The 24512-nt window shown below is 66.4% G+C and carries 21 protein-coding genes and 2 pseudogenes; 15 read left to right on the plus strand and 8 right to left on the minus strand.

Going from position 1 to position 24512, the window contains the following annotated elements:
- The first annotated feature begins 149 nt into the window (after positions 1 to 149).
- Positions 150 to 959, plus strand: a complete 810-nt coding sequence (locus tag ACFWYW_RS00005; RefSeq protein WP_379627169.1) for an alpha/beta fold hydrolase — start codon at positions 150 to 152, stop codon at positions 957 to 959.
- A gap of 144 nt (positions 960 to 1103) precedes the next feature.
- On the opposite strand, the gene ACFWYW_RS00010 is transcribed toward ACFWYW_RS00005, so the two are convergent.
- Positions 1104 to 1796: a GntR family transcriptional regulator gene (locus ACFWYW_RS00010; protein WP_379627167.1), complete on the minus strand. Its 693-nt coding sequence runs from the start codon at positions 1794 to 1796 to the stop codon at positions 1104 to 1106.
- A gap of 290 nt (positions 1797 to 2086) precedes the next feature.
- On the opposite strand from ACFWYW_RS00010, the gene ACFWYW_RS00015 reads away from it, so the two are divergent.
- From ACFWYW_RS00015 to ACFWYW_RS00055, 9 genes and pseudogenes are all read left to right on the plus strand, one after another.
- Positions 2087 to 2311 carry an FAD-dependent oxidoreductase gene (locus ACFWYW_RS00015; RefSeq protein ID WP_379627165.1) on the plus strand — a complete coding sequence of 75 codons (225 nt, stop codon included), beginning with the start codon at positions 2087 to 2089 and terminating at the stop codon, positions 2309 to 2311.
- A 67-nt stretch (positions 2312 to 2378) separates the two neighbouring features.
- Complete coding sequence (locus ACFWYW_RS00020; RefSeq protein ID WP_379627163.1) at positions 2379 to 3707, plus strand: M14 family zinc carboxypeptidase; 1329 nt, start codon at positions 2379 to 2381, stop codon at positions 3705 to 3707.
- 52 nt (positions 3708 to 3759) lie between these two features.
- Positions 3760 to 5427, plus strand: a complete 1668-nt coding sequence (locus tag ACFWYW_RS00025) for a CocE/NonD family hydrolase (RefSeq protein ID WP_379627161.1) — start codon at positions 3760 to 3762, stop codon at positions 5425 to 5427.
- A 130-nt stretch (positions 5428 to 5557) separates the two neighbouring features.
- Complete coding sequence (locus ACFWYW_RS00030) at positions 5558 to 6634, plus strand: integrase core domain-containing protein (protein WP_379627159.1); 1077 nt, start codon at positions 5558 to 5560, stop codon at positions 6632 to 6634.
- A 290-nt stretch (positions 6635 to 6924) separates the two neighbouring features.
- A complete protein-coding gene (locus tag ACFWYW_RS00035; RefSeq protein WP_379627157.1) occupies positions 6925 to 7053 on the plus strand; it encodes a hypothetical protein in 129 nt (42 codons plus the stop codon).
- A 350-nt stretch (positions 7054 to 7403) separates the two neighbouring features.
- On the plus strand, positions 7404 to 7883 hold the full coding sequence (locus tag ACFWYW_RS00040) for a TetR/AcrR family transcriptional regulator (RefSeq protein WP_379627155.1): 480 nt from the start codon (positions 7404 to 7406) through the stop codon (positions 7881 to 7883).
- Positions 7884 to 7885: 2 nt separating this feature from the next.
- A complete protein-coding gene (locus tag ACFWYW_RS00045) occupies positions 7886 to 9217 on the plus strand; it encodes an FAD-dependent monooxygenase (RefSeq protein ID WP_379627153.1) in 1332 nt (443 codons plus the stop codon).
- A 137-nt stretch (positions 9218 to 9354) separates the two neighbouring features.
- A pseudogene (locus tag ACFWYW_RS00050) lies at positions 9355 to 9563 on the plus strand (ArsR/SmtB family transcription factor); the annotation flags it as partial.
- Positions 9564 to 10135: 572 nt separating this feature from the next.
- A complete protein-coding gene (locus tag ACFWYW_RS00055) occupies positions 10136 to 10951 on the plus strand; it encodes a hypothetical protein (RefSeq protein WP_379627151.1) in 816 nt (271 codons plus the stop codon).
- 260 nt (positions 10952 to 11211) lie between these two features.
- Here ACFWYW_RS00055 and ACFWYW_RS00060 read toward each other — a convergent pair whose 3' ends face one another.
- Positions 11212 to 12207 (minus strand): helix-turn-helix transcriptional regulator, encoded by a 996-nt coding sequence (locus tag ACFWYW_RS00060; protein WP_379627149.1) that lies wholly within the window; start codon positions 12205 to 12207, stop codon positions 11212 to 11214.
- 121 nt (positions 12208 to 12328) lie between these two features.
- Here ACFWYW_RS00060 and ACFWYW_RS00065 point away from each other — a divergent pair, with 121 nt between their 5' ends.
- The 3 genes from ACFWYW_RS00065 (at position 12329) to ACFWYW_RS00075 (ending at position 14390) form a co-directional block, all read left to right on the plus strand.
- Positions 12329 to 12745, plus strand: a complete 417-nt coding sequence (locus tag ACFWYW_RS00065; protein WP_379627147.1) for a DUF1761 domain-containing protein — start codon at positions 12329 to 12331, stop codon at positions 12743 to 12745.
- Positions 12746 to 12806: 61 nt separating this feature from the next.
- Positions 12807 to 13268, plus strand: coding sequence for a VOC family protein (locus ACFWYW_RS00070; protein WP_379627145.1), 462 nt, complete (start codon positions 12807 to 12809; stop codon positions 13266 to 13268).
- Between the two features lie 84 nt (positions 13269 to 13352).
- The gene (locus ACFWYW_RS00075) at positions 13353 to 14390 is read left to right on the plus strand and encodes an aldo/keto reductase (protein ID WP_379627143.1); all 1038 of its coding nucleotides are present in this window, start codon (positions 13353 to 13355) and stop codon (positions 14388 to 14390) included.
- A gap of 465 nt (positions 14391 to 14855) precedes the next feature.
- Here the strand turns inward: ACFWYW_RS00075 and ACFWYW_RS00080 are convergent, their stop codons facing one another.
- From ACFWYW_RS00080 to ACFWYW_RS00105, 6 genes and pseudogenes are all read right to left on the minus strand, one after another.
- Positions 14856 to 15161, minus strand: a complete 306-nt coding sequence (locus tag ACFWYW_RS00080) for a hypothetical protein (protein ID WP_379627141.1) — start codon at positions 15159 to 15161, stop codon at positions 14856 to 14858.
- A 197-nt stretch (positions 15162 to 15358) separates the two neighbouring features.
- Positions 15359 to 15859: a hypothetical protein gene (locus ACFWYW_RS00085; protein ID WP_379640882.1), complete on the minus strand. Its 501-nt coding sequence runs from the start codon at positions 15857 to 15859 to the stop codon at positions 15359 to 15361.
- 133 nt (positions 15860 to 15992) lie between these two features.
- The gene (locus ACFWYW_RS00090) at positions 15993 to 16493 is read right to left on the minus strand and encodes a nuclear transport factor 2 family protein (protein ID WP_379627137.1); all 501 of its coding nucleotides are present in this window, start codon (positions 16491 to 16493) and stop codon (positions 15993 to 15995) included.
- A 152-nt stretch (positions 16494 to 16645) separates the two neighbouring features.
- A pseudogene (locus tag ACFWYW_RS00095) lies at positions 16646 to 18150 on the minus strand (ISL3 family transposase).
- A gap of 1688 nt (positions 18151 to 19838) precedes the next feature.
- Positions 19839 to 20807, minus strand: coding sequence for a hypothetical protein (locus ACFWYW_RS00100; protein WP_379620028.1), 969 nt, complete (start codon positions 20805 to 20807; stop codon positions 19839 to 19841).
- A gap of 51 nt (positions 20808 to 20858) precedes the next feature.
- Positions 20859 to 21647 carry a hypothetical protein gene (locus ACFWYW_RS00105; RefSeq protein ID WP_379620030.1) on the minus strand — a complete coding sequence of 263 codons (789 nt, stop codon included), beginning with the start codon at positions 21645 to 21647 and terminating at the stop codon, positions 20859 to 20861.
- Positions 21648 to 22787: 1140 nt separating this feature from the next.
- Here ACFWYW_RS00105 and ACFWYW_RS00110 point away from each other — a divergent pair.
- Positions 22788 to 23564, plus strand: a complete 777-nt coding sequence (locus ACFWYW_RS00110; protein ID WP_379620257.1) for a transposase family protein — start codon at positions 22788 to 22790, stop codon at positions 23562 to 23564.
- A gap of 383 nt (positions 23565 to 23947) precedes the next feature.
- Entirely contained in the window at positions 23948 to 24343 is a 396-nt protein-coding gene (locus tag ACFWYW_RS00115) for a hypothetical protein (protein WP_379620032.1), read from the plus strand.
- Positions 24344 to 24512 lie beyond the last annotated feature (169 nt).

A 24512-nucleotide genomic window follows, 5' to 3' on the forward strand; every position in this document is an offset into this window, starting at 1 on the left:
CGGGTGTTCCTGGCCGCCTACGGCGTGAGCCGGCCCAGCAGGCCGGCCGGAACGTTGGGCGCCGGCGACCGTTCGCAGTGACAGCGCTCCTGATCTGTGCCTCCCCATGTCCCGAACCCCATCGACACCGGAGGATCATGATGACCAAGGTGATCTCGGCAGACGGCACACCCATCGCCTACCAGCGCTTCGGCGGCAACGGCCTGCCGCTCATCCTGATCACAGCGGCGTTGTGCGACCGCACCTCGCTCACCGCGCTGGCCGAGGAGCTCGCGCCCCGCCTTCCCGCGATCGCCTACGACCGGCGAGGGCGCGGCGACAGCGGCGGCATCGCCGGTTGGAGCGTCCAGCGGGAGATCGAGGACCTCGCCGCCCTCATCGAGGGCGCTGGTGGCAGCGCCGCGGTCTACGGCCATTCCTCCGGAGCGGCCCTCGCCCTGCACGCGGCCACCGCCGGGCTGCCCATCACCAAGCTCATCCTGCACGAGCCGCCCTTCACCCCCGCACACGCCGGCGAAGACCAGCGCGAACGGCAGGCCGCCGAAGAGCGGGCCGGACGCGAACAGGCCGAATCCATCCGCGCCCTGCTCGCCCAGGACCGCAAAGCCGAGGCCATCGCGGCCTTCCTGACGCCCACCGGGATGCCGCAGCAGATGGTCGAGCAGATGAGCCACGACCCCGCCGTGCAGGCCGTCGCCCACACCCTGCCGCACGACCCGTTCGAGGTGGTCAGCGCGAGCAGCAGAGGCGGCGCCACCCCAGCAGAACAGGCCGCCACCGTGGCCATCCCCGCGCTGCTGCTGTGTGGCGGCGACAGCTTCCCATGGATGATCGAAACCGGCGCCCAGCTCGCCACCGCCATGCCCGACGGACGCCATCACGTCATGCCGGGCCAGCCCCACGTCGCCGCACCGCGGGTGCTGGCGCCGCTGCTGACCGGCTTCCTGCTCAGCACATGAGCAGTGACAGCCATCAACGCGAACTCAAGACCGGCCGGCCTCGTCACGGCGCCCTACCGAGCTGCGCTTGACCAGCCCAACAGCGACCGGGCGCGGTTAGGCTACCTGCCCAGAACGTCGCCATCGCGAACCGACGAAGTACTCCTAGTGCTCCGAGCGTGCTTCCGCGATGCCCGCCCAGATCCCCCGCGCATGTTTAAGGTGCGTGCTCATCAGCTCGGCCGCCTCGTCCGCCTTTCCGGACTCGACGGCGTCGAGCAACGCATCGTGTTCTCGTGTGGACTCGATGAAGTCCTGCGTGCCCGCGACGTGGTCCAGGCCGTACAGGCGGCCTTGGTCGCGTAGCTGGGCGACGATGTCGACCAGCCGGGGGTTTCCCAGGTGGCCGAGCAGGGTGAGGTGGAGTTCCCGGTCGGTTCCGAGGAAACCGACCCAGTCCCCCGTCATCGCGGCCTCTTCGGTACGCGCGGCCAGGCCGCGCAGGGGAGCGAAGTCGTCGACGAGCCCGCGAGCGGCGATCTCACGGACGGCCGGGACCTCGAGCATCAACCGGATCTGGATGATCTGATCGAGATCGGCTTCGGTCATGACTCGGATCCTGAAGCCCCGGTTGCGCACCATTTCGATCAAGCCTTCCTTGGCCAGGTCGAGCAGCGCCTCCCGCACCGGGGTGATCGACACCTGTAGCTGTTCGGCCAGCTGGCCGATCGCGTACAGCGCCCCCGGGCGGATTTCGCCCGCTACGATCTGGGCGCGGATCACCTGGCCGGCATCGTCGCGAAGACTTTGTCGCCGCAACCCGGTGCCGGGTGCGACCGTGGGGCCGGGACGGGACATAGAAGACTCCCTGATCGTCGAAGCCGTCTGTCTGAGGTATAAGGTATCGCGTTGCCTTACTGACGAGGTCGCACACGGTCAACGCGGTCAGCGGCCCGACGGCGGGTACGGCCCGGATCTGGCCCGGGGCATGGGCTCCGGTGCCGTACGTCCTCCGCGCTCAGGACCCCTTCTGAAGTGCTCGTCACCGATTTCCCTTCTCGTCGTGGAGCTGCCGAAGGTCGCGTAAACGCTTGACACTTGAGGTGTAAGGTATTACACCTAACCCGCAACGCCAAGTGAGGTGGGGCATGGGTTCGAATCAAGTGGACACCGCGTGGCGCGGCGCACGCCCGATGACCCCGAGCGGGCTGCCCGTGATCCGTCGCTTCGGCGGTGACTCGGGCAACGTCGTCGTGGCGACCGGCCACGGAACGCTCGGAATGACCCTCGCCCCGGCCACCGGCCGGATCGTCGCGCGGCTTCTGGCGCCCGCGTGGCAAGGCAACGCCGGCACGTCGTCCCGCATTCTGTGACCTTCTATCTCCCCGAGGCGCAGCCACCCTCAGCCCTCCTGGACCACCAACATTCACAGGGAGACACATGATCCCCGACGACCTCACGAAATACCTCACCACGATCCCGGACTGGACGGAGATCCCCACGGTCGACGACCTGATTGACGAACTCGAGACGCTGGGGGCCGCGAACGGGGACCTGTGCCGGTGGCGCCGTTACGGGACGAGCCGTTTGGGCGATCCACTCCGCGTCCTGTCGATCGGGCACGGTGAGCGGAATGTCCTCATCCTGGGCGGCCCGCACGCGAACGAGCCGTATGGCGCTCTGACGGTCAGCCACCTCGCCCGGCTCGTGATCGAGCACGCCGAACTGCGCGACGACCTGACGTGGCATTTCCTGCCCTGGGCCAACCCCGACGCCGCCAGGATGAACGAAGGGTGGTTCGCCGGGCCACGCTCCATTCGGGACTATCACGAGCATCTCCACCGCCCGGCGCCGGTGGACGACGTCGACTTCACGTTCCCCAATTTCTCCGAGAATGGTTACTACGACAGGCCGTTGCCGGAAACCCAGGCGGTGATGCGGATCCTGGAAGACCTGCGTCCGGTGTTCCAGTACTCCCTGCACAACTGCGATTTCGGTGGCGTCTTCTACGTCCTCGACCATGACGTACCGGGGCTCGCCGAGGACCTGCTGGCGTTCACCGGCCAGACCGCCGTTCCTCTGGCGATGGACTCCGCGGCCGTGGCGGGGCTCGACAGCCCCGGTAAGGGGGTCTACCTCCTCCCGCCCGCGGAGTTGATCGATGGCGGGATCGCCGAAGTCGGCGCGACCAGTGGGCACTGGGCCGCCCAGTACGGGACCACCACCCTGGTCACCGAGATTCCGATGTGGAACGACCCGTGTGCGGCGGATGATGCCGATTCCGGCCGGACGGTGGGTGAGGTGTTCGGTCAGGCGGCCACGGAGATGGCCGAAGCGTCGGACGTACTCGCCGGCCTGATGGCGGCGGTCCGCCCGGCGCTGCGCTGCGGGTCACCCCTCGCCGCCTCGGCCGAGTCACTCGTCCGGCTCGCTCCCTTGCTGGGGCAGGGGATGCGGGCCGCGGCCGAAGCGATGGACGAGCGTCCCGCCGCGGTCGGCGAAGCCTTCGTCGGCGCGATAACCCCGTACATGATCCGGATGCGCGGTCTCGGGCAGTTGCGACGGCTGCTCCGGGCCGAACTCGCCACCGGCAACCAGGCGCCGGTCCTCCGGGCGACCGTCCGGGAAGCCGATGCGTTGTTCGACCAGGCGTGCCACGCCGCGGGCATGGTGTCGGAGGGGAATCCCTTTCCGCTGCGCGAGGTGGTCGCCGTGCAGGTGGGCGCCGGACTGGTCGCCCTGCGGCGGATTCTGAAGGAGGCGAGATGACCGGCCTTCACCACGTCGGCGGGAGCCTGGTCCGAGTACTCGGGGAGCTCACGTGAAGAACCTGTACAACCTGACGGTCCCGCTGCGTGAAGGCATCACCCTCGCGGCCGACCGGTACGGCCCGGCCGGCGACGCACCGGCGCCCGCGATCGTTCTCGGCACGCCTTACGGCAAGAACGACCCGAGGCGTCCCGCGCAGGCGGCACTCATGGTGGAGCGGGGCTACGCGGTCCTGATCTACGACGTCCGCGGCCGCGGCGATTCCGACGGCGTGTTCGAGCCGTACCGGAACGAAGACCGGGATGGCTATGACGTGATCGAATGGGTGGCCGCGCAGGACTGGTGCGATGGCAGCGTCGCGAGCTGGGGTGGTTCCTACTCCGGCCACGCCCAATGGCTGACCGCGCTGGAGAAGCCTCCGCATCTGCGGGCGATCGTCGCGTACGCGACACCCTCGGATCCTTTCGTGGACTTCCCGACCGGAACGCGGCTTCCGCAGGAGGTCTGCTGGTACCGGATGGTCGATCGTCGTGCCCTGCAGAACGTGACCGGAATCGATTGGAACGCCGTCTACAGCCACCTTCCGCTGTACACCATGGACGAGGCCGCCGGATTCGTTAGCGCCGCCTGGCGGGCGGACATCGGACACGCCCCTGGCGACACCGAGTACTGGGCCCCGCTCGCCTATCAGCAGAAACTGTCCGTAGTGGACGTTCCGGCGCTGCACATCACCGGGTGGTACGACGACGTCCAACCGGGAACGCTGCGGAACTTCGCGGCCATGGTCTCGAAGGCACCCACGGAGAAGGCGCGGCGCGCGCAACGGCTGGTGATGGGCCCCTGGGGGCACGACGCCGGTCGCGCGGGCGGCCGGAAGATCGGCGACGTCGACTTCGGCGACCATGCCGAGGACGTCGAAGTAACGGAACTCGAGTTGCGTTTCCTGGACCACCACCTGCGGGGTATCGACAACGGCGTCGACCGGGAGGCGCGCGCACGGTTGTTCCTGATGGGTCGCGGGGAGTGGCGTGACGCCGATGAATGGCCGCTGCCGGAAACCGTGTGGACGTCGCTGTACCTGCGCAGCGCGGGTGACGCCAATACGCGTGGCGGCGGCGGGCGACTGACCACCGACGCCCCTGCGTCGGAGGAGCCGACGGACACGTACCGATACGACCCCGCCGATCCGGTGCCGTTCCTCACCGAGCCGACGTCGATGCAGATCGGCGGTCCCGACGACTACGCCGAGGTCGAAGATCGCGACGATGTGCTCGTCTATCTCGGGCCGGAGCTCGGGGAGCCGCTGACGGTGATCGGTCCCGTACGCGCCGAGCTGTTCGTCGGCAGCGACGCGCCCGACACCGACTTCACCGCGAAGCTCGTCGACGTCGGGCCCGACGGTGTACGGCGCCGGCTCTGCGACGGCATCGTCCGCGCACGTTACCGGGAGGGCTTCGCCACGGAGCTCACTCTGCGGCCGGGCGTGGTGTACCGCGTCGAGGTCGACATGTGGAGCACCGCGCACGAGTTCAGCGTCGGGCACAGGGTAGGGCTGGAGATCTCGTCGAGTGCCTTCCCGAAGTACGACCGGAACCAGAACACCGGCGGATCGATCGTCCACGGCACCGAGCTGCGGGTGGCTCACAACGAGATCTGGCACGGTCCGGAGCGTCCCTCCCGGCTGATCCTGCCGGTAATCCCCGGGCTTGATCCGGTGTGACGGGCACTGCGCCTGCCGAAATCCCGTCCGGCCAGGTCATGGCCTTGCGAAGCCTCGGGGTGTGTAGGTGCTCCTCGCCCGTCTGTGGAGGAGCACCGGTGCGGCATGATGATCGTTCGTGCTTCTTCGTTTGGCCTATCTGACCGTCACGAACGCCTTCGCAGCGCTACGGCTTCTGCCGATGAGTGATCGGGACAAGGATGTCGAGATTCTCGCGCTGCGTCACCAGGTTATGGTCTTGGAGCGGCAGTTGGGCGCCGATGTGCGGGTGAGGTTCGCTCCTGAGGACCGCTTCTTCCTGGCGGCGCTCCTAACCCCACTGCCGCGTGCGGTCCTGCGCAGGTTGCGGCTTGTTGTCCGCTCGGACACCATCCTGCGCCGGCACCGCCAGATCGTGAAACGGCACCATGCCCGGACCTGCCGGCCGAAGCGGCGAGGGTGCCCGCCCACGGTCCACTCCATCCGCGCATTCGTCCTGCGTCTGGTCCGGGAGAACCCGGCATGGGGATATCGGCGGGTGCACGGCGAGCTCGCCACGCTCGGCCTCAAGGTCGCGTCATCCACGGTCTGGGAGATCCTCCAGCAGGAAGGCATCGACCCGGCGCCCGAGCGGGCATCCATCACCTGGGCCGACTTCCTGCGCTCGCAAGCCGACGCGCTCTTGGCCTGCGATTTTATCGAGACCGTCACCCTTACCGGGCAGCGCCAGTACATCCTGGCCGTCATCGAGCACGCCACCAGACGCATCCGCGTGCTCGGCACCACCACCCACCCAACCGCGGCCTGGGTCACCCAGACGATCAGGAACCTCGTCATGGACCTGGAGGACTCTGGCTGTCGGGCACGGTTCCTGATTCGAGACCGGGACGGCAAGTTCCCCGCTCTCATGGACGAGATCCTCGCCGACATCGGCATCCAGACCGTGCTCACCGGCATCCGAATGCCGCGGATGAACTCCATCATGGAGCGGTGGGTGCAGACCTGCCGCCGCGAACTCCTGGACCGCTGCCTGATCTGGAACGAACACCACCTACGCCACGCCCTGGCCGAGTACGAACGCTTCTACAACGAACATCGCGCCCATCAAGCCCTCGACCAGGCCGCCCCACTCCGCGCCGCACCCGACCCGACGCGCATCACAGCCCTGAACATCCGCCGACACGACCGACTCGGAGGAATCCTCCACGAATACTCACACGCCGCTTGAACTGCACGGACGTAGATTTCGGCAGGCGCAGTGCCGGGACGGACGAGCACGGGCCGAGCACGGCGGCCTACCCGGTAGGCGTTGCGGGGGAAGTCATCCGGCATGAGAACGAGGCTGACACCTGCGACTCTGACCAGCGCGCGTGCTAAATCGCCCCCACGGCGTGGAGACGAGCACGCAGGCAGCAGGTTTAGCTGGTCCTACACGGATCACCCCCACGGGCGTGGGGACGAGGGAACGTCTCGATACTCGCCCTCAGCGCGAGACGGTTCACCCCCACGGGCGTGGGGGTGAACCGTGAACTGGACTTCCGCAAGAGCATGTTCAGCCCGCATCTCGATAAGGTCTTCCAGATCGCAGATGCGCTGCGGGTGTCGGCCAGGGACCTGTTCGATCGGGACAGCGCCCCGCATCGTTGATCGCCCCGTCCACCGGCTTCAGAGCTCGCCGTCACCACGACGTCCCGGCCCAGGCCAGTGGCAAAAACGAAGTCAAGACGGCCACCCCCTGCGCCTGATCTGGTCACAGGCAGCTCGATGATCGCCCATACGAGGGCGAGATGGCGACGGAGGTCCAGGCCGAGGCGGCATTGCGCCGCGAGCTTCCCGCCCCGCCGAGACCGGAGGCCGGAGCGGCATCAGTGACCCAGCGCTGCGATGAGACCGTCGACCAGGTCGAAGGCGATCACGCTGTCGCGCGGGCTGTCGATTGACCCTCGTCGTACATCCATGATTGGCTCTCCACCAACTGGTTGGTAGAGAGGTGGAGTATGGCGGAGGAACGCAGGCAGGAACTGGTCGAGGCGGCGTTCCGCTGCATCTCCGCCACCGGCTTCGAGGGGCTGCGCCTGCGCGCGGTCGCCGCCGAGGTCGGCATCGACCACTCGACGCTCCACCACCACTTCCCGACCAAGAAGGACCTGATCGCGGCGGTCGTGGAGTACGCCACGGGCCGCCTGAGGCTGCCGGGCTCCACCCTCGCCGAGCACCTGAACCTGCTCGGGCAGGCGATGCGAGAGCAGCCTGAGCTGTTCGTCGTGCTGCGCGAGATCGACCTGCGGGCGCTGCGCGAGCCGGAGATCAGGGCCATCGTCGACCGCGGTGAGACGGGCTGGCGGCACGCGCTGGCCACCCGCACCGCACCGGAACACGCGGCGCTCATCATCGCCGTCGTCAAGGGTCTGACCCTGATCCCCGACGACCCGCAGGACGTGCTCTCCCGACTCGAAAACCTCCTCGAAGGGACCTGATCATGCACGTGATCGTCATCGGCGGCGGCATCGGCGGCCTGTGCCTGGCCAACGGCCTGATGCGCGAGGGGGTGAGCGTCGCGGTCTACGAACGCGACCACAGCCCCACCGACCGCACCCAGGGGTATCGCATCCACGTCAACACCGTGGGCAGCATGGCACTGCACGCCTGCCTGCCGCCCGCCGTCTGGAACGCCTTCGTCGCCACCGCGGGCGACCCCGGCGAGGGCATGGCCTTCCTCACCTACCACCTCGACTCGCTGGCGCTGATCGAGGCCGACCTGGTCACCGGAGGTCGTACCGCTCCCGAAGAGGGTCACCACGCGGTCAGCCGCATCACCCTTCGCCGCCTGTTACTGGCGGGGCTCGGCGACGCCGTACAGTTCGGCAAGCAGTTCGTCGGCTACGACGTCAAGGACGACGGCCGGGTCCTGGCCCGCTTCTCGGACGGGAGCACCGCCGAGGGCGACGTGCTGGTCGGCGCCGACGGCGCCAACTCTCGCGTACGGCGACAGCGGCTCCCTCAGGCCGAGCGCGTGGACAGCGGCGCGGTGGCGGTCGGCGGGAAGTTCTACCTCACGCCGGAGTCCAGGCAGTGGCTGCCTGAGCGCGTCCCTGCCGGGATGAACATCATCTTCGGCCCACCCAGGCACGCGATGTTCACCGCCGTCTTCAACCGCAGGATGCGCGCCGATCAGGCGCTGGAGTCGCTCGGCGAGCAGCTTCGCGAGATCGGCCTCGACCCGGAGACGTTCCTGCGTGACGCGTCCGACTCCGACTACGTCCTGTGGGCCATGGTCGCCCACCGCGACGCCTACCCGGCAGGAGCCGCCGCACTGGACGGTGGCGGGCTGCGCGCGATGGTCGAGCGGATGATCGGCGGCTGGCATCCCGGCCTGCTGCGCATGGTTGGCGAATCGCGTCCGGGGGACATCGAGCTGTTCGACTTCAAGACCTCCACGCCGGTCAAACCGTGGCCGAGCTCCACCGTCACGCTGCTGGGAGACGCGATCCACAGCATGCTGCCGACAGGAGGCGAGGGCGGCAACACCGCGATGCGTGACGCCCAGCTGCTCACCACCCGCCTGTCTGCGGCCGCCCGCGGTGAGCAACCGCTGTTGGAGACCATCGCGGCCTACGAGCGGCAGATGTGCGAGTACGGCTTCGCCGCCACCAAGAAGGCCCTGGCCAACGCCAAGATGGGCATCTCGGCCAGCAGGACCCAGCGCGTCTTCGCCCGGACGTTCTTCCGCGTCTGCCAGGCCGTACCACCGTTGAAGCGCCGAATCTTCAGCGAGCGCTGGGCCGAACCCGAAGAGCATCGTCCTCTCTGACGGTCATGGTGCTGGTGGCCCTGGCCTGCACGCTGAGCGCGTTCGCGCTGGTCGCCTACCATCGCCTATAGTTTAGATAGCTGTCTAATCAGGGAGTTGCCGAGATAGCCGCCGTGACGATCCATTGCTGCGCTCCGATCGCCCGCGAGCCACTGACTGAGAGCGACGCGGCCGACCTGGCGGTCCTGCTCAAGGCCGTGGTCGACCCGGTACGGCTGTGCCTGCTGTCGATGATCGGCTCGCATGAGGGCGGCGAGGCGTGCGTGTGCGACCTGACCGGCGCCTTCGACCTGACCGCACCGACGATCTCCCACCCCTGAAGATCTTGCGTACGGCCGGGCTGATCCGCCCATCACATTCGAACGCCACATGATCGAGAAGAGGACAGCCTCATCGGCCCTGCTGAGGACCGCTGTGGCATAGAACCGTCTCCACGCTTTCTGGGGATTGACACCCTTCGTCGTCCCCTCGTTACTTCACCGCGGGGCGACGCGCTGTTACCCGACGTCGTCGAACCCAACCCCAGAGTGCACGGGCCGTCGGTGGCGCCCGCTCGCCTCCAGCCGCGTTGCTCGTCGCCACGCCAGTGGGGGTGATCCGATCTCCACGCGGTCGCCGCGTTCCTGGATCGTCTCGTCCCCACGCCCGTGCGCGGAGAGCACTAAGGGGGAGCCAGTTGCGCAGCGCGCAGGGCGTGCAACGCTGGCCAGAACGTCTCCTGCGACGCTTTGGCGTCGATGTCATCAACCGCATGACCCAGTTCGTGAGCGGCGACGCTGACCGACGGTGAGGGGAGGCTGCCCACGCCGATGGCCCGGCGGGCAGGGTCTTCATGACCCGCTGGGGCATGTAGGTATGGTTACACTAAGGGAGGCAGCGATTTTTACCAAAACTAGCCACAAGTGCATCGCCATCTTATTGGCGGCACTGCTGGGCGCAACCATCTGGCTGACGACGAAACCTCAGCTAGGTGTAGTCAAAAACCTTCCCTATGTCTGGGGTAACGCCCTGCAGGTGGCGAATCCCGAGTATCGGATATATCACCGGGGCAATGACTACACCACACGCGGCCTGCTTGAAGCGGTGACGGCTCTAGAGCTAGATACGCATGTCAACGCCGCAGCCTCGGAGAAGCCCAGCGCTGTCGTTGAGGTGACACAAAACATTCTCGGCGATGTCACCTTTCCCGCCCTACCAGCCTCGCCGCTTCACCCATATATCGCAGACTTCAATGGAGGCGCCGGCGATGACGCCGCAGGTAAACGTGCGGTTGAAGAGCGAGCGAGAAGCCTTCCCGCCCATCAGCAAGTGATCGTACTCGCCGAGTTGGCCAAACCGCTGTCCGAAGAAGAACTGAACCGGTCAGTGGTCGCTTACAGCAACAGTGAAATGAAGCGCTTCTTCCTGTCTGGTATCCAGAGGTCCGGAAAACCACTCTATTGGTGGCCGGGATGGAACGGATGCTCAGCTCTCAGCAAATGGGATAACAATTGTGGCGCTCGCTCGGTAGTCGCAGATTTTCGCAAATGGGTGCATCAGTTCACGGAAAATGACAGCATTAATCTTGCGAAGGTCGGACTGGATCTGCACGCCATGAAGAGAGCGGCAGCCGTTGGGCGTGTCTACGGCTTCATGGACACGAGGACGGGCAGCCGTGAAGTGCTCGAGCTTCTAGTGCGTCCTGAAATTCGCACCGTAAAAATCGTGGCGCTAGTGCCGGAGCTAAACAACTGACTCTCAGTGTGCCGCGCCGACTGCCGGGACACGCGCAGGCGCCAGCCTGCGAGAAGTTCATAGGGGGCGGAGCCAGCACTCCGGCTGCGATCAGTAAGGGCACCGGCGGCAACGGACATCATGGTGGGTCGAGGTTGGATCCGCTGTGACCGGTGCTATGCACTATGTGTCGCATCGACATGTGGCAGCTGCTGTGGCGGTCGTCTCTTTCCCGCGCCGAGCGCCGACATCCCGGCAGCCGGGCTTCGGGTCATGGCAACTCACAATGTTGGTGATGCGATGCCGTGGCCGGTTGCGGTTCTGGTGAATCGGCGGGCGAGGTGTTCGAAGGCGTCGGTGAGTTCGTCGGGGCCGATGACTTCGATGTCGGCGTCGTAGCGGGCGATGGCGGCGGCGAGGCTGGGCCAGGACCAGGATCCGAGGGTGAGCCGGCAGCGGTCGGGGCTGGTCTCCTCGACGAGTCCCTCGCGGGTGTAGAGGGCCACGGTGGCGACGGGCAGGTCGAGGATCACTGTGCCTTGGCAGGGCCAGTTGCCCGAGGCGTCGCCAGAGCCGCGGAACGTGCTGGTGATGAAGGTGGCGGCGTCTCCTCCGGGCAGTGCGCGTGGAGTGAACCGGGGCCCGTTGGGGGTGCGCGGGGTGATCCGGTCGGCGCGAAAGGTGCGCCAGTCGTCGCGGTCAAGGTCCCAGGCGATGAGGTACCAGCGCCCGTCCCAGGTGATGACGTGGTGGGGTTCGACGCGGCGCGGGGGTCTGGCCGTGGGCTCGGCACCGTAGTCGAAGCGCAAGGTCTCGCGGGCGTGGACGGCGGCGCTGATAGTCAGGAGCACGTCGCCGTCGACCGGGGTGGCCGGCCGGGTGATGGGTCGTTCAACGGTGGTGACGCGCAGTGCGTCGATGCGGTGCCGGAGTCGGGAGGGCATGATCTGCCGGATGGTGTTCAGTGCCCGCTCGGCGGGTTCGGCGAGGCCGTTGCCGGGGTTGGTGGCGACGATCTGCAAGGCGATGGTGAGGGCGACGGCCTGTTCGTCGTCGAACAGCAGCGGGGGTAGTTCGGTGCCGGCGCTGAGCCGGTAGCCGCCGTCGGGGCCTTTTACGGCGGCGATGGGGTAGCCGAGCTCGCGGAGCCGGTCGACATCGCGGCGCACGGTGCGCAGGCTGATGTCCAGGCGATCGGCCAGTACCGTGCCGGGCCAGTCCCGGCGCGTCTGCAGCAGCGACAGCAGAGCCAGCAGTCGGGCAGAAGTTTTCTGCATGAACCTCATTCTGCCCGAAGTAAGTGCCACATCCTGTCACCTACCCCTGCGAACCTTCGTATCGAGCCGGTCAGCCACGCGACCCGGACGGCCCCCCTTTAACACTGACGGAGTCAGCACCATGTTTGATGTTCTGGGCAATCTGAACTGGTTCGGGATCCTGCTCGGCTTCATCGCCTTGACCCTGCTCGGCGGCGTCTGGTTCGCCGGCCTGTTCCCCGAGGCGTACAACCGCTCCCTCGGCCGCGAGGTCGGCGCCAAGGCGCCGAGCTCGCCGCTTTTTCTCGCCGGGCCGCCACTGACCAGCCTGGTCATCACCCTCACGAGCGCGATCCTGATGGCTGCGTTGAAGATCGACACCTACGGCGATGCGCTGCTGTTCGGCCTCATCGTCGGCCTCGGCTACCTCACGGCCAACATCGTCACCATTGCCATCAACCCCAACTTCCCGCGACCGCTGCTCTACGCGGCGATCTCCGGCAGCACCGTGGGGACTCCCCGATTCGGCCGTCCGACACCCCCTTCCCTGGCTCTCTAACGAGACTTACCAGTCCATACCGGGCGTACCGCGCCCGGAACATCAATAAGGAGTCACCAGCATGGCCATCTCCACCACCACCCACCTGAACTTCCGCGGCGACGCTCGCGCAGCGCTGGAGTTCTACCAGACCGTTTTCGGCGGCCACCTCACCACCATCGCGTACGGCGACTTCGGCATGCCGAAGGAACTGCCAGACGCCGACAAGATCGTCTTCGGCCAGGTCACGGCCGACAACGGCTTCAGCATCATGGCTTACGACGTGCCCAGCCAGGCACCGGCCGCCGCCGCGCCCGCCGCCACCACTCGCGAGCACGGCATGACGCTGACCGGAGAGCGGTTCTTCGTGTCCGTCCGCGGCGAAACCACCGAGGAAGTCGGCGCGCTGTGGGACAAGCTCACCGACGGCGCCGACATCATCGAGAAGTACGGCCCGTCGCAGTGGGCCCCGGGCTTCGGGATGTTGACCGACCGCTTCGGCGTCACCTGGATCCTCGACGTCGCCGCCCCGTACGCCGGCTGACCACCAACGCACTCATCCGGTCCGAGGCGGCCTTCGCAGGCCGTCTCGGACCACCCGGCTCTCCGCTTTTCGAAGGAACAGATCATGCGCACTCGCCCCCTGGGCCGTACCGGCATCAAGGTCAGTCCCTACTGCCTCGGCACCATGATGTTCGGCCCGTTCGGCAACCCCGACCCCGACGACTGCGTCGCCATCATCCACCGGGCCCTCGACGCCGGCATCAACTTCATCGACACCGCCGACGTCTACGGCGGTGACGGCGAAACCGAACGGATCGTGGGCAAGGCGCTGCGCGGCCGACGCGACGACGTGGTGCTCGCCACCAAGTTCAACGGCCCCATGGGCACCGACCCCAACCATCGCGGCAGCTCCCGCCGCTGGATCGTCACCGCGGTCGAGAACTCGCTGCGGCGTCTCGGCGTCGACCACATCGACCTCTACCAGGCCCACCACCCCGAGCCCGGCACCGATATCGAGGAAACCCTCGCCGCCCTGACCGACCTGATGCAGGCGGGTAAGGTACGCGCGATCGGCCATTCCAGCCTGCCGGCCGCGGAGATCGTCGAGGCCCAATGGGCTTCCGAACGGCGCGGGCTGGCCCGCTTCCGCACCGAACAGCCGCCGTACTCGATCCTGAACCGCGGTATCGAGCGCGACGTCCTCCCGGTCTGCGAGCGTTACGGGCTGGGCACGCTGGTCTGGAGCCCGCTGGCCTCGGGTCTGCTCACCGGCTGCTACCGCAAGGACGGCAACGAACAAGTCTCGAGCGCCCGCATGCACTGGGTGCCGAAGCACATGACCGACAAGCGCAACCACGATGCCGTCGAAGAACTCGTCCCGATCGCCAAGCAGGCCGGTCTGTCGCTCACCCATCTGGCCCTGGCCTTCGTCATCAGCCATCCCGCGGTCACCTCGGCGATCATCGGCCCCCGCACCATGGCGCAGCTCGGCGACCTGCTCGCCGGCGCTAGCACCACCCTCGACGACGACACCCTCGACCAGATCGACAAGGTGGTCCCGCCCGGGGTGAACCCGGGCACGCTCGACATCGCCTACGTACCACCCGCACTCGAGCAAGCCGACCTGCGCCGCCGCCGCACCGGCGACCGCGCCGCCGCCTGACGTACCTGTACACGACCACTGGTAGGAGCGCAAAGTCCCTGAGTGCGGGGCTTTTGGGTGGCGCGTGCTCCAGCCTCTGCGGAAGCTCTCGACGCGGTGTCGTACGGTTCCACCGAGCTCTTCTTTCTGCCGGTTCCGATCGGTGGCACTACCGAATCTGAGAGAGAAGAGCCCTCACGACAAGAACCCGGACCGAAACACCCATACCCACCCGAACCACCCCCGCCCACACCGGTCTGCGACTCGACGACCTGCCCGCTCACCTCGAACATGCCCGGAGTGTCCTCGGTCAGCCACCCACGGGCTACCATCCTCTTGAGCTTGCCCCGCAGCACCTCGATCTTCCCTGACCGTTCTCCCAACCCCAGCGCGGCGGCCAGATGCCCGGCCCGCAACGGCCGGCCCGCATCGATCACGCCTGCGGCAACGCCGAACCATCCATCCCCACCCGCCACGGCGGCACCGTCAACACCCCGATCGGTGACCCACCCGAGCGCCCGCCGACGCGGCCCCCGGCGAGTTCGCCGGTGCCACCCCAGCCACCTCGGCGTCGTTACCGTCCATGACAAGGCCCGCGGTCTCCCCTCCGATCGGCTGTCCCGCCTCGGCCAGGATCTCCCCAACCACCTCCCGCGCGGTCACCAACCGGGCGACCACCGCCTCGGCCGCCGCCAACCGCTGGTTCAGCTCCGCGATCTGCTCCCGCAACTCCTCCGCCCGTACCCGAGCCGCTTCCTCCCGCCGACCAAGCTCATCCAGCAGAGACCCCATCGCAGCCCTCCGAGCCGGACAACTACAGACCGTCGAAGACGACTACACGCTCATCCCGCCGAACCCGCAACACGCCAGCTCAACCAACCCCGTGAGCGGGATTCTCGCCCCTCAAGAACTACCTCAGCCAGGCACCCCGGCCGGCGGCGGCCACCTCGACATAGACGTAGGAGTTCAAGCCGCACCAGTCGGAGCGGTCACGGCCGCGATCTCGCATGGAGGGCGAGATCGCGGGCCAGGTGGGCGCGACGCAGGCCGCGTGAGCGCAGGTAGCGGAAATCCTCGGCGGTGTCGTACATGAGCTGGACGTGGAAATAGTTCACATGCTCCAGCGCCGCGAACAACCCGAACGCCAGACCTGGCCAGCTGCCCGCTCCCGGATCGGTCACCACGGTCCAGACGATGAAGAGCAATCCGATGCTCAAGACAGCGACGTTGGTCCTGCGGGCGACCGCAAAGGCTCTGGCTCCAGGGAGGGATCCGCAGCGGGTGGCCAGCCGACGAAGCTTGGCGAACCAGTAACCCGCTCCCTCCAACAGGACAAGCGTGAACAGCGCGAAGCCCACGCTGTTCGCCGCTGTCACCGGAAACCCGACCACGCCGAACCAGATCACCGCCTGCAACGGGATGTTAAGCAACTCGAGCCACGCCAGCGAACGCAGCCGTCGCCGGATCCAGGAGCGGGAGCGGTGATTCACCTACCGACTATGGCATGGCAGACGCGCTCCGCTACACCTCACCCGGAGTGGACGCTACTCATCCGCAACACACCAGCTCAGCCAATCCCTGAGAAGGATCCACACCCAACCCCGATGGTTCGCCTGTCCGTGGTCACGTGTCATCGCCGTCGAGCCGACAAGCCTCAGCGATGGCTTGGGGATCCCAATAGAACGGGCGGCATTCCAGCATGCGTCCATCCCGCACGGTGACCAGTTGCATGATCAAGGTGTCGACCTGCTTGCCGGTGGCGCGGGCCCGGAAGCGGACCCGATTCCGTACGATGACGGTGTTGGTGTCCCCCCAATGTTGTTGTTCCAGGAACTCCATCGCCTCCCAGACCTCACTGAAAACGGCCAGAAATCGCTCCATCTCCTCATGTCCACGCCAGACCCCGGTTCCGGTGAACGGCAGTCCTGGAGCCTGGTACAGCACCACCTCCGGGTCCAGCAAAGCAGCAACGGGTTCGTAGCTGGCCTTACCGAAACCGCCCGTGGCCACGTACGCGGCCTCGGCCGCGTAGAACCTCTCCATGACCGTCCACGCATCATCAGCTCGCTGTCGGCCTGACTGCTCCCCGCCGACCTGGGTCTCTGACGTCTTTACCGTGCTCATGACCCGAGCATCTCTAGTGTCCCGGATTCCCGCTGGCGTGAATCGGACCTCTCGCTCAACTCACCTGGGCCCCACAAGACTCCTCGCACCAGGGACTGTACAAAGAAGAAGAACGGCTCTGGCCCGTAATCGGTGGTGGCGCCGAGTGATCTTCACTTCGGCAGGATGCGGTGGCGAAGAAGGTCGAACCCGGCCCGGCCGTGCATCTGGCGCATGATCCTTTTCGTGCGGGTGTTGACGCTTTCGGTTCGGCCGTTGCGATGCGGGAGGGTGAGGGCGGCGTTCACGGCGTCGCGGTCGAGTTCGAGGCCGTTGGCGAAGCCGTGCAGGTGGGGCAGGTCAGCGGCTCGCAGGGTGGTGATCCAGGTGGTGAGCTTGGCGTCGTTGCCCTCGGCCGGGGTGAGGAGTTCGGCGAAGCTGCGGATATGGTGGGCGAGTGCGGTCAGTTCGGGGCAGACGGCCGTGAGTTCCTGCCGTAGTTGGGTGTCGCTATCGCGGAGCCGGTCGGGGTGGGTGAGCAGGAGGCGTGCCAGGCGGCGCGGGGTGGTGACAGGCCGTTGTCCTTCGGCTCGGCCTTGGGTGATGTAGCGGTAGAGCAGGTTGAGGCTGCCGGTGTAGCCCAGCTCTTTGATCTCGCGGAACAGTTGCCGAACCGGGATGGCCGGGTCGGCGGCGCGCCGTTCTCGCAGGTGGTCGCGGTAGGGGTCGACGAGGGTGGGCCAGTAGCGGGGGGCACGGCGCAGGGCCTCGGGCTCGCGGGTGCGGGCGTAGCGCTTGACGGTGTTCAGGGACGGGTTCAGGCGGCGGGTGCACTCCAGGAGGCCGGCGCCCTTGTTCAGTAGGTCGTGGATCTGCTGCCGGCGCTCGCGGGTGGTCTGTTCACGCATGTCGGCGGGCCGGGGCGGGTTGACGGTGGCCCAGCAGGTGCTGTGGGAGCGAACTTCAGCGAGGGTCTTGTCGCAGGGGTTCGCCCACGGTGCCACCGGTCGCCGACCTGCACCGCGTCCGGCAGGGCGCGTCGAATCGCCTCGCCGTAGGCGCCTGAGCCGTCGCGGCAGACGATCTCTACCCCCGGGTGGGAGCACAGCCATGTCTCCAGGACGTCGGTACCGCGGCCGGGCAGGACATCGATCCGCTCGCCGGTCTCGGCGTCGGTGAGGATGGTGGCGTAACGGTGGCGGCGTTGGAGCGCGAGGTCATCGACCCCCAGCACGCGCGGGATCCGCAGCGGTGGCAGCGGCACTCGCATGAGCAGGCGCAGTGCCGTGGACCTCGAGATCGTGACGGCCAGGACCACTGACAGTCGTGCACCCGCCCGGCCGGCCAGTTCCTTGACCACCGCGCCCAGTTCCCCGGTGAGTCTGCTCGTTCGACGCTGGTAGCGCTCCAGCAGCCCGGGCACCTGTTCACGGAAGGTCTGCCGAGGGCATCCCCACGCCGGGCAGAGCAGACGCCGTACGTGTACTGACACCACCACCTGCCGTCCGTCTACCGGGACATCGGTGACCGTCCGGCTGCTGTAGCCATGCACCCGGCCGGTCAACGTCCCGCACATCGGGCACGGTACTGGCTCGTCGCGAGTGCGGGCCAAAACCCGGATGAGACGGCCCTCGTCATTGACACCCTGAATGACCAGGGCAGACAGCCCTGCAAACACCACACCCGTAAGATCGTCGATCTTCAGCACGGCTCAGACTGGCAGGTGATCACTTGGCGCCACCACCGATTACGGGCCAGAGCCGAAAACCGTACAGTCCCGTTGGCGGCGCTTTCGCATGCCCTGATGCATGCCACCGACGGAGCCGGTGGGCGGGAGTTGCCTTGGTTGACGACGAAAGGAGTTGATCTTGTACTGTTGCGGGTCTTCTCGGGAGGTGGTGTGTGATGTCGGATCAGGTGTGCCTGGGACCGTGCAACGACGGGGCTCGCGAGCTGTGGTCGGGGTTCTTGTCGGCGCGGGATGCGCATGCGAACGCGGTGGATCGCTGGGTGCGGGACGATGCCGAGAGGGAGCCGCCCGAGGAGCCGGTGATGCCGGAGGTTCGGTGGCGGCCGGGCGAGCCGCTGGTGTGCGGTCGGTGTCGGGCGACGGCGCGGCGGGCGCTGCTGGAGCTGGATGCGCTGGCTTCGGTGATCTCGGCGAGGTCAGATGGGTTCCGACCGCCGTCGAAGTGGTCGAGGGTGTCGGGGTCGAGGCCGAAGCTGGAGATGTCGCCGGACGCGATGCTGCTGGATGAGCTGCTCGGGGATCTGCTGTGGTTCGAGGATCAGGCGCGGACCGTGCTGGGTGCAGCGCCGCGGCCAGAAGGTGCGCGGGGTGCGCTGGCGCGGTCGCGGTCGGTGGCGTGGTTTGGTCGACCATCTGGAGCCGGTGCTTGCTGCGGCGCCGGCGGGGCCGCGCGAGCTGGTGACGGGCGTGCTCGGTTGGGAGCGGCGCCTGCGGTCGATGGTGGGTGATGAGCCGCCGGGGTGGACGCCGGCGCGCTGCCGGTGCGGGGACCGGAATCTTCATTGGGATCGGGCGGTGGGCTAATTCATTTGCGGGGCGTGCGGAAATCACGTGTCGGGGGCGGAGCAGCGTGGTCTGGTCGCCGAGGAAGCCGGGTGAGCTGCGGACTGTTCTGGCCGTTCGAGTTCAACCGTGATGTGTCGGCGCGGCCATGCGACGCTGCTGTCGTGCAGAAGTGGCCGGCTGTTCTCCGAAGAGTGCCCCAAGGCCTGTAAACATCAAGATGAGCTCGTCCGATGCTTTGAGAGACTGCGACGGCTACGCCGGGCAGCCCAGCAAGGGAAGCAAGCGCGTCAGGAACGCATCTGTGCTTTTGAATCTGGCCGGTACGGTTCCGCTCACGGTGTAGATGGTTTGCCCGCAGGTGAACCGGTCGAATGTGTTACCTGTGGAGTACTTCATCCTGCGGACAGCGATTCCGTGGATGCGACGCATATTTCCCGCTCGGACGCCCGGTAGCCGGATGTCGGCAGGATATGCGCTAACTTTCAGCACGGCACCGCTACCCAGTTCGGCATAGATATCGGCGTTCCTTGCGGGAAGTTGGGCGCGTTGAGCTCGTATATTCAGACCCGCCAACGCGGCAACAACCTTGCGTTCCAAGGCATTGAGCGGTGGCGGGCCTGTTGGTTGGGTCTCAGTGGGAGTGCCTGATGCCCGGCTTGGCTGGGCAGTGGACGGTGAGCCCGGGGGGCGTGTTTCTGCGGAGGTGTTCGGTACCTGGCTTGGCTGGGCGGAGGGCGGTGGGCCTGCCGAGCAGGCGGCACCCAGGACCAGCACGCTGATCAGCCAAGCTTTTGTCACCGGTCTCTCCACCCTCACGCGGTCGGATGATCTCAGTCTCCTGGCCGTCGATCGGCGCCTGAGGCCCGGATGATAGCTGCCTGTTCTCCCAGGAACTGAAGGAATGTTCGGTCCTGGGATATTTTGGCGATGACGCCATCGTAGCGCTGCTGCGCGGAGGTGAGCACGGCCGCGTTTCTGTCGATGAACCGTTGAGCAGCGACCGGCTCAGCGGCACGATACCCACGGGCCCATATCTCGTTGCAGGCTCCAAAGACTCGTGCTCCGGTCTGCTGTTGTGCCGCGCCCTGAATGGCATGTGCATCAACCTCGGCCGGGCTTTGCGCCGTGATGCCTCCGACGCGCTGAGCGCAGGCGGCGTAGTCGCTCTTCACCGCGTTGAGCGCCGAGGCTGAGATCTCCTTCCGCATAACCTGACGTTCGTCTTCGAGCTGACGTTTTGTGTCCCAGATACTCGGCACGGCTGCCTTGGCCTGGCCGACGCATCCCCGGGCAGCGAAGTCTGGACCTCGTCCTTTGGGAAAGGCCCCGGTGCGCCTGTAGTCGGATATCTCCGCTGCGCTCTCTCCGTAGCGAGAACGGGTGTATCGATCTCGCTCTTGAGGGGCGAGCTGCTCCTCGTAGGTGCTGTTTCGCTCTGTCGCCGGCACTTGCTGTTCCTTCGTCACCGTTCGTGGCTGCGGAGCATTGAGGCCGCTGGCGATCTTCACTGTCTCTGCCTCCGGGAAGGAGGTATCACGCCAGTAGGTGAATCCCGCGCGGCTCATGCACGCGGCGATGATCGCCTCTTGTTGGTAAGCTTCCCAGTAGGCGATGGTGTCGTCGCGAAGCTCCGCCTCGGGTGATTTTCCGAAGCCCGGGAAGCTGTCGAGCGGACTTTCCGAGCGGTCAGTGGCGAAGCTGGGAAGCGCCAGCAAGGTGATGCCAGTCGCCAGGACTCCCAGGCCGGCTATCAGAACGGCGACTGCGGCGCGACGTAACTGGTTTCCTGATCCGTCCATCGTGATTCTCCCGAGTAGGACTTGCGTACTGTGCGCTTGGACGAGTCCTCATCATGGCCGGGGATAGTCCAGAACATTGTCGATTGCCAGGCGGTATCGCCAGGCTTCAGTCCACGCTACTCCGTGGCCGAGACCACCCCTTTGATACCAGTTCACCGCTTGCTGGTTCGTGTGGAAGAACAGCTCCACGTAGACGCGGTGCGGCGCTTGCGCGTGGCACTCGGCAAGTCCATCACAGTCCCACTTGTTGCTGCCGCCAGGTACTACTGGATTGAGGTCCTCGATGAGCTCGTTCGTCAAGGCGGTGCTCTTGGGGCTGCCCGACGGGAACATGACCAGCAAGTATTGAGTGGAGTTGGGGCAGCCGCCAATGGCGTTGCTGTGTGTGACGATGTGGACGTCCGCGCCCCATCGGTTGGACCTGTCGACGCTCTCCTCGTACTTATCGTCGCGAGCGTTGGGGCTCACGGCCACCTCGTACGTGTTTCCCCAGAGAGATAGGTTGTTGCTTGACCCATCGGCAGCTGCGTAGCGGTTCCAGTTCCGCCCGTTGATGTTCTCCTCCCAGCCGCACTCACCGCGGTCGCGGCTGTCCGGGTGCCGGGGAGAAGAGAGGAAGACCTGGACATCGTTCGAGGGGATTGGCGACCAGTAGTTGTAGGCATCAGTGACTTCGTTGTGATCGGCGCTAGCCGGTGCTGCCCACATCACTGCCAGCAACAGGCATACTGCGGTCGCGATTCGTCCGGCAGAGCTGCTCGACCTCTTGTTACGTAATTTCAGTAATACAATTCCGGATGCCAGAAAGGCACATCCGGAAGCGATCAGGATCCATGCCATGCCGCTCCTCTTGAACGTCTCGGTGGATACCTTCCGGGGTACCGTGCTAATTACGTTGAACAGAAGTGCTCGACTTCTGCGGGAGCTCCGAAGCTGAGAACGGCGGTCGCGAGCCGCTGGGCTTGCCATTTTAGTTTTCCATCTTTGCGCGACAAGTCAACATTAGACACCTCTGAATGTAGACGAAATATAGATATGCGGAGAGTATGGGACCACATACGGCATGAATCTTTCTAGATTAAAAGGCTTTCCCCTGACTACTGCGGAGACTCGCACCCAAAGTGACACGAAAGCCGCAAATCTCGCGCTCGCTGTCGACGCTAGCGGCTGCCAGGCTCCCGATCGAGATTCTGCGCAAGCGGTACGCCAGGCCGCTGCGGCCATAGGGCTGCTGACCTTGTGAGGTGCCGTGCTTGGCCACGTGCCATCCAAAGTGGCCAGGCTGATGGCCAGCGGGCGAGCTGTGCCAATCAAATCTGGCCAAGCTGCTTAATGATCAATGGCCAGATTCAATGTCACCCGACAAACCTGACAGCGTTGAGTCGGGCGTGCTGCCGCGGAAGCGGCGCGTCAGGATGCAGAAGCGATAGCGACTCCGCTTACGTTGCGCGCGAGGGTGAGGATGTGAACACTCCGTGTCGGCGGGCGTTCTATGCCCTCACCCGCGCTGGCGGTCCTGAGCTGCACGAATACGCGCGAAGCGCTGAGAGCCCTTGCAACAAGATCGCCTACGTGCCTAACGCCCTATGCGACCAAGCGAGATCGTCTGTCAGCGTTGATCGTGCCGCGTCAATCTTGCATTGATCGCGCGTCCGGAATCGTCCAGTACGTCCTCTAACGCGAGCCTTGCGGAGGTGAGACGTGCACCCAGCGACCGCGCGCCAAGCCGCCGAGCGCCTCGACCGCTCCCCGATCACCATCCGGCAATGGGCACGCCGCTACTCAGCGCGACTCCTCGGCCGCGTCGGCCGCCAAGCGGTCTACGACTACGACGACCTCGCCACGATCGAAGGATGCATCTGGCGAGGCGACGACATCCCTCCAACCCCCGAAGCCCGCGACGAGCTCCCTGACGTAGAAGAGCCCCTGGTAGACGGGTTGATCACCACAATCAAGACCCGCCACAACCAGAGACTCTGGGTGCTGTTCTATCGCGCTGCGGTCGATTTGTCGCGCTCAACGCTGAACTACGTCGCCGGGATCATCCGGCGGCATCGCAAGGCGATGGGATCGCGCTGGCGGCGCCTCAACCCCGGCCAGCAGGCCCTGCTGGTGCTGGTCTATCTGCGCAAGGACGAGACATTCGCCGAGATCAGCGCGGGCTTCGGGGTGTCGGCCACCACCGCGTGGCGGTATGTGGAGGAGACCGTGATGCTGCTATCGGCTCGCTCACCCAAGCTCGCGCAGGCGTTACGGAAAGCGGCTCGGGACGGGCTGACCCATGTGATCCTCGATGGCACTCTCATCCACACCGACCGGGTGCGTGCCGACCGGCCTTTCTTCTCTGGCAAACATCGCGTGCACGGCATGAACATCCAGGTCATCGCCGGTCCGGACGGGACCATCCTATGGACCTCCGGAGCGCTGCCGGGCAAGACTCACGACCTGACCGCCGCCCGCGTCTGGGGCATCCTGCGAGAGTTGGAGAAGGCGGGGATCCTCACCCTGGCCGACAAGGGCTACCAAGGCGCCGAGACCACCGTCGTCATCACACCGTACAAGGGCAAGAACAAGCCCGACTCCCAGAAGCGGACCAACCGCTCCCACGCCAAGCTGCGCGGACCCGGAGAACGCGCGAACGCCCAGCTCAAGGCCTGGCGCATCCTGCGGAAGCTCCGCTGCTGCCCGCATAAGGCCGGCCATCTGGCCAAAGCCATCGCCGTCCTGCAGAACCACCGAGCGACTCAGCCCGCCTGAGGATGAAATAGGTTCATTGCACGGCTATCTGGGACCGGTATCGGCGTACATGTTCACCTCCGCCTTGACCGCGCTGGTTCGCCGCGCTGGGCTTCGCCTCCGCTGCGGCGATCGCGGTGGGGGTGCTGGTGCCTCTCGGGTTTGCCGGCGCCGGCCTGGCCAACTTTGTCGGCTACCTTGCCTGGAGCCTTTGGGCGCTGTGCCTGGCCGTGCGCTACCGAGGAAGGCTCCAGACTTCGGACGAGCGTGCGACGGAGACCAGCGAGGTCAGCTGACCACTACCCTCTGGCGTGCTCGTGACGCCGTGGCGAAGGTGGTCGCGGGGTGCGACCCTGAAACCTTAGAGGTGGCTCCGGTCGGGGAGGCGGGATGGACTGTCGGGCATGAACCTGCACTGGAAGTCCATCCTCGGCGCCGCGGCCGTGGTCGCGGCCGTAGTGACCATTCCCGCGACAGGAGCCCAGGCCGCTGGCTGCGGTGTCAACGGCAAGGGCGTGCTGTGGTGCGGCAACGAGGGCAACGCCCCGCTGTACGACAAGCCGTCCACCACCATCCCCGCCAGCAACCTCATCGACAACCTGTGGACCACGAACAGCTGGTTCACCTGCTGGTCGGAAGGCCAGTACCACAAGGGCGGCAACACCACCTGGTACAAGACCCAGGGCGACAGGAAGGGCAAGTGGGGCTGGGTGCCCGCCGGCTACGTGTTCACCTCTGACGGCTTCGACGCCAACCCCAGCAGGCACGGCCTGCCCAAGTGCCAATACGACTGGGACTAGAGGACGTGGTTGACCCCGCCTGATCGGGCGCCATCGCGCCGGCGCGCACGTCACCAGGGCGATACCCGCCGACGAAGAAGGGGATCCGGGCTACTCCGGTACGGCCGCCCCCGGCCAGGCCGTGGAGCTGGTAGGAGCGCCTCCGGACGCGATGCGGCGAGGTGCGCCC

Origin of the sequence: Nonomuraea sp. NPDC059023 (genome assembly GCF_042740095.1) — a bacterium.
Lineage (GTDB): Bacteria > Actinomycetota > Actinomycetes > Streptosporangiales > Streptosporangiaceae > Nonomuraea.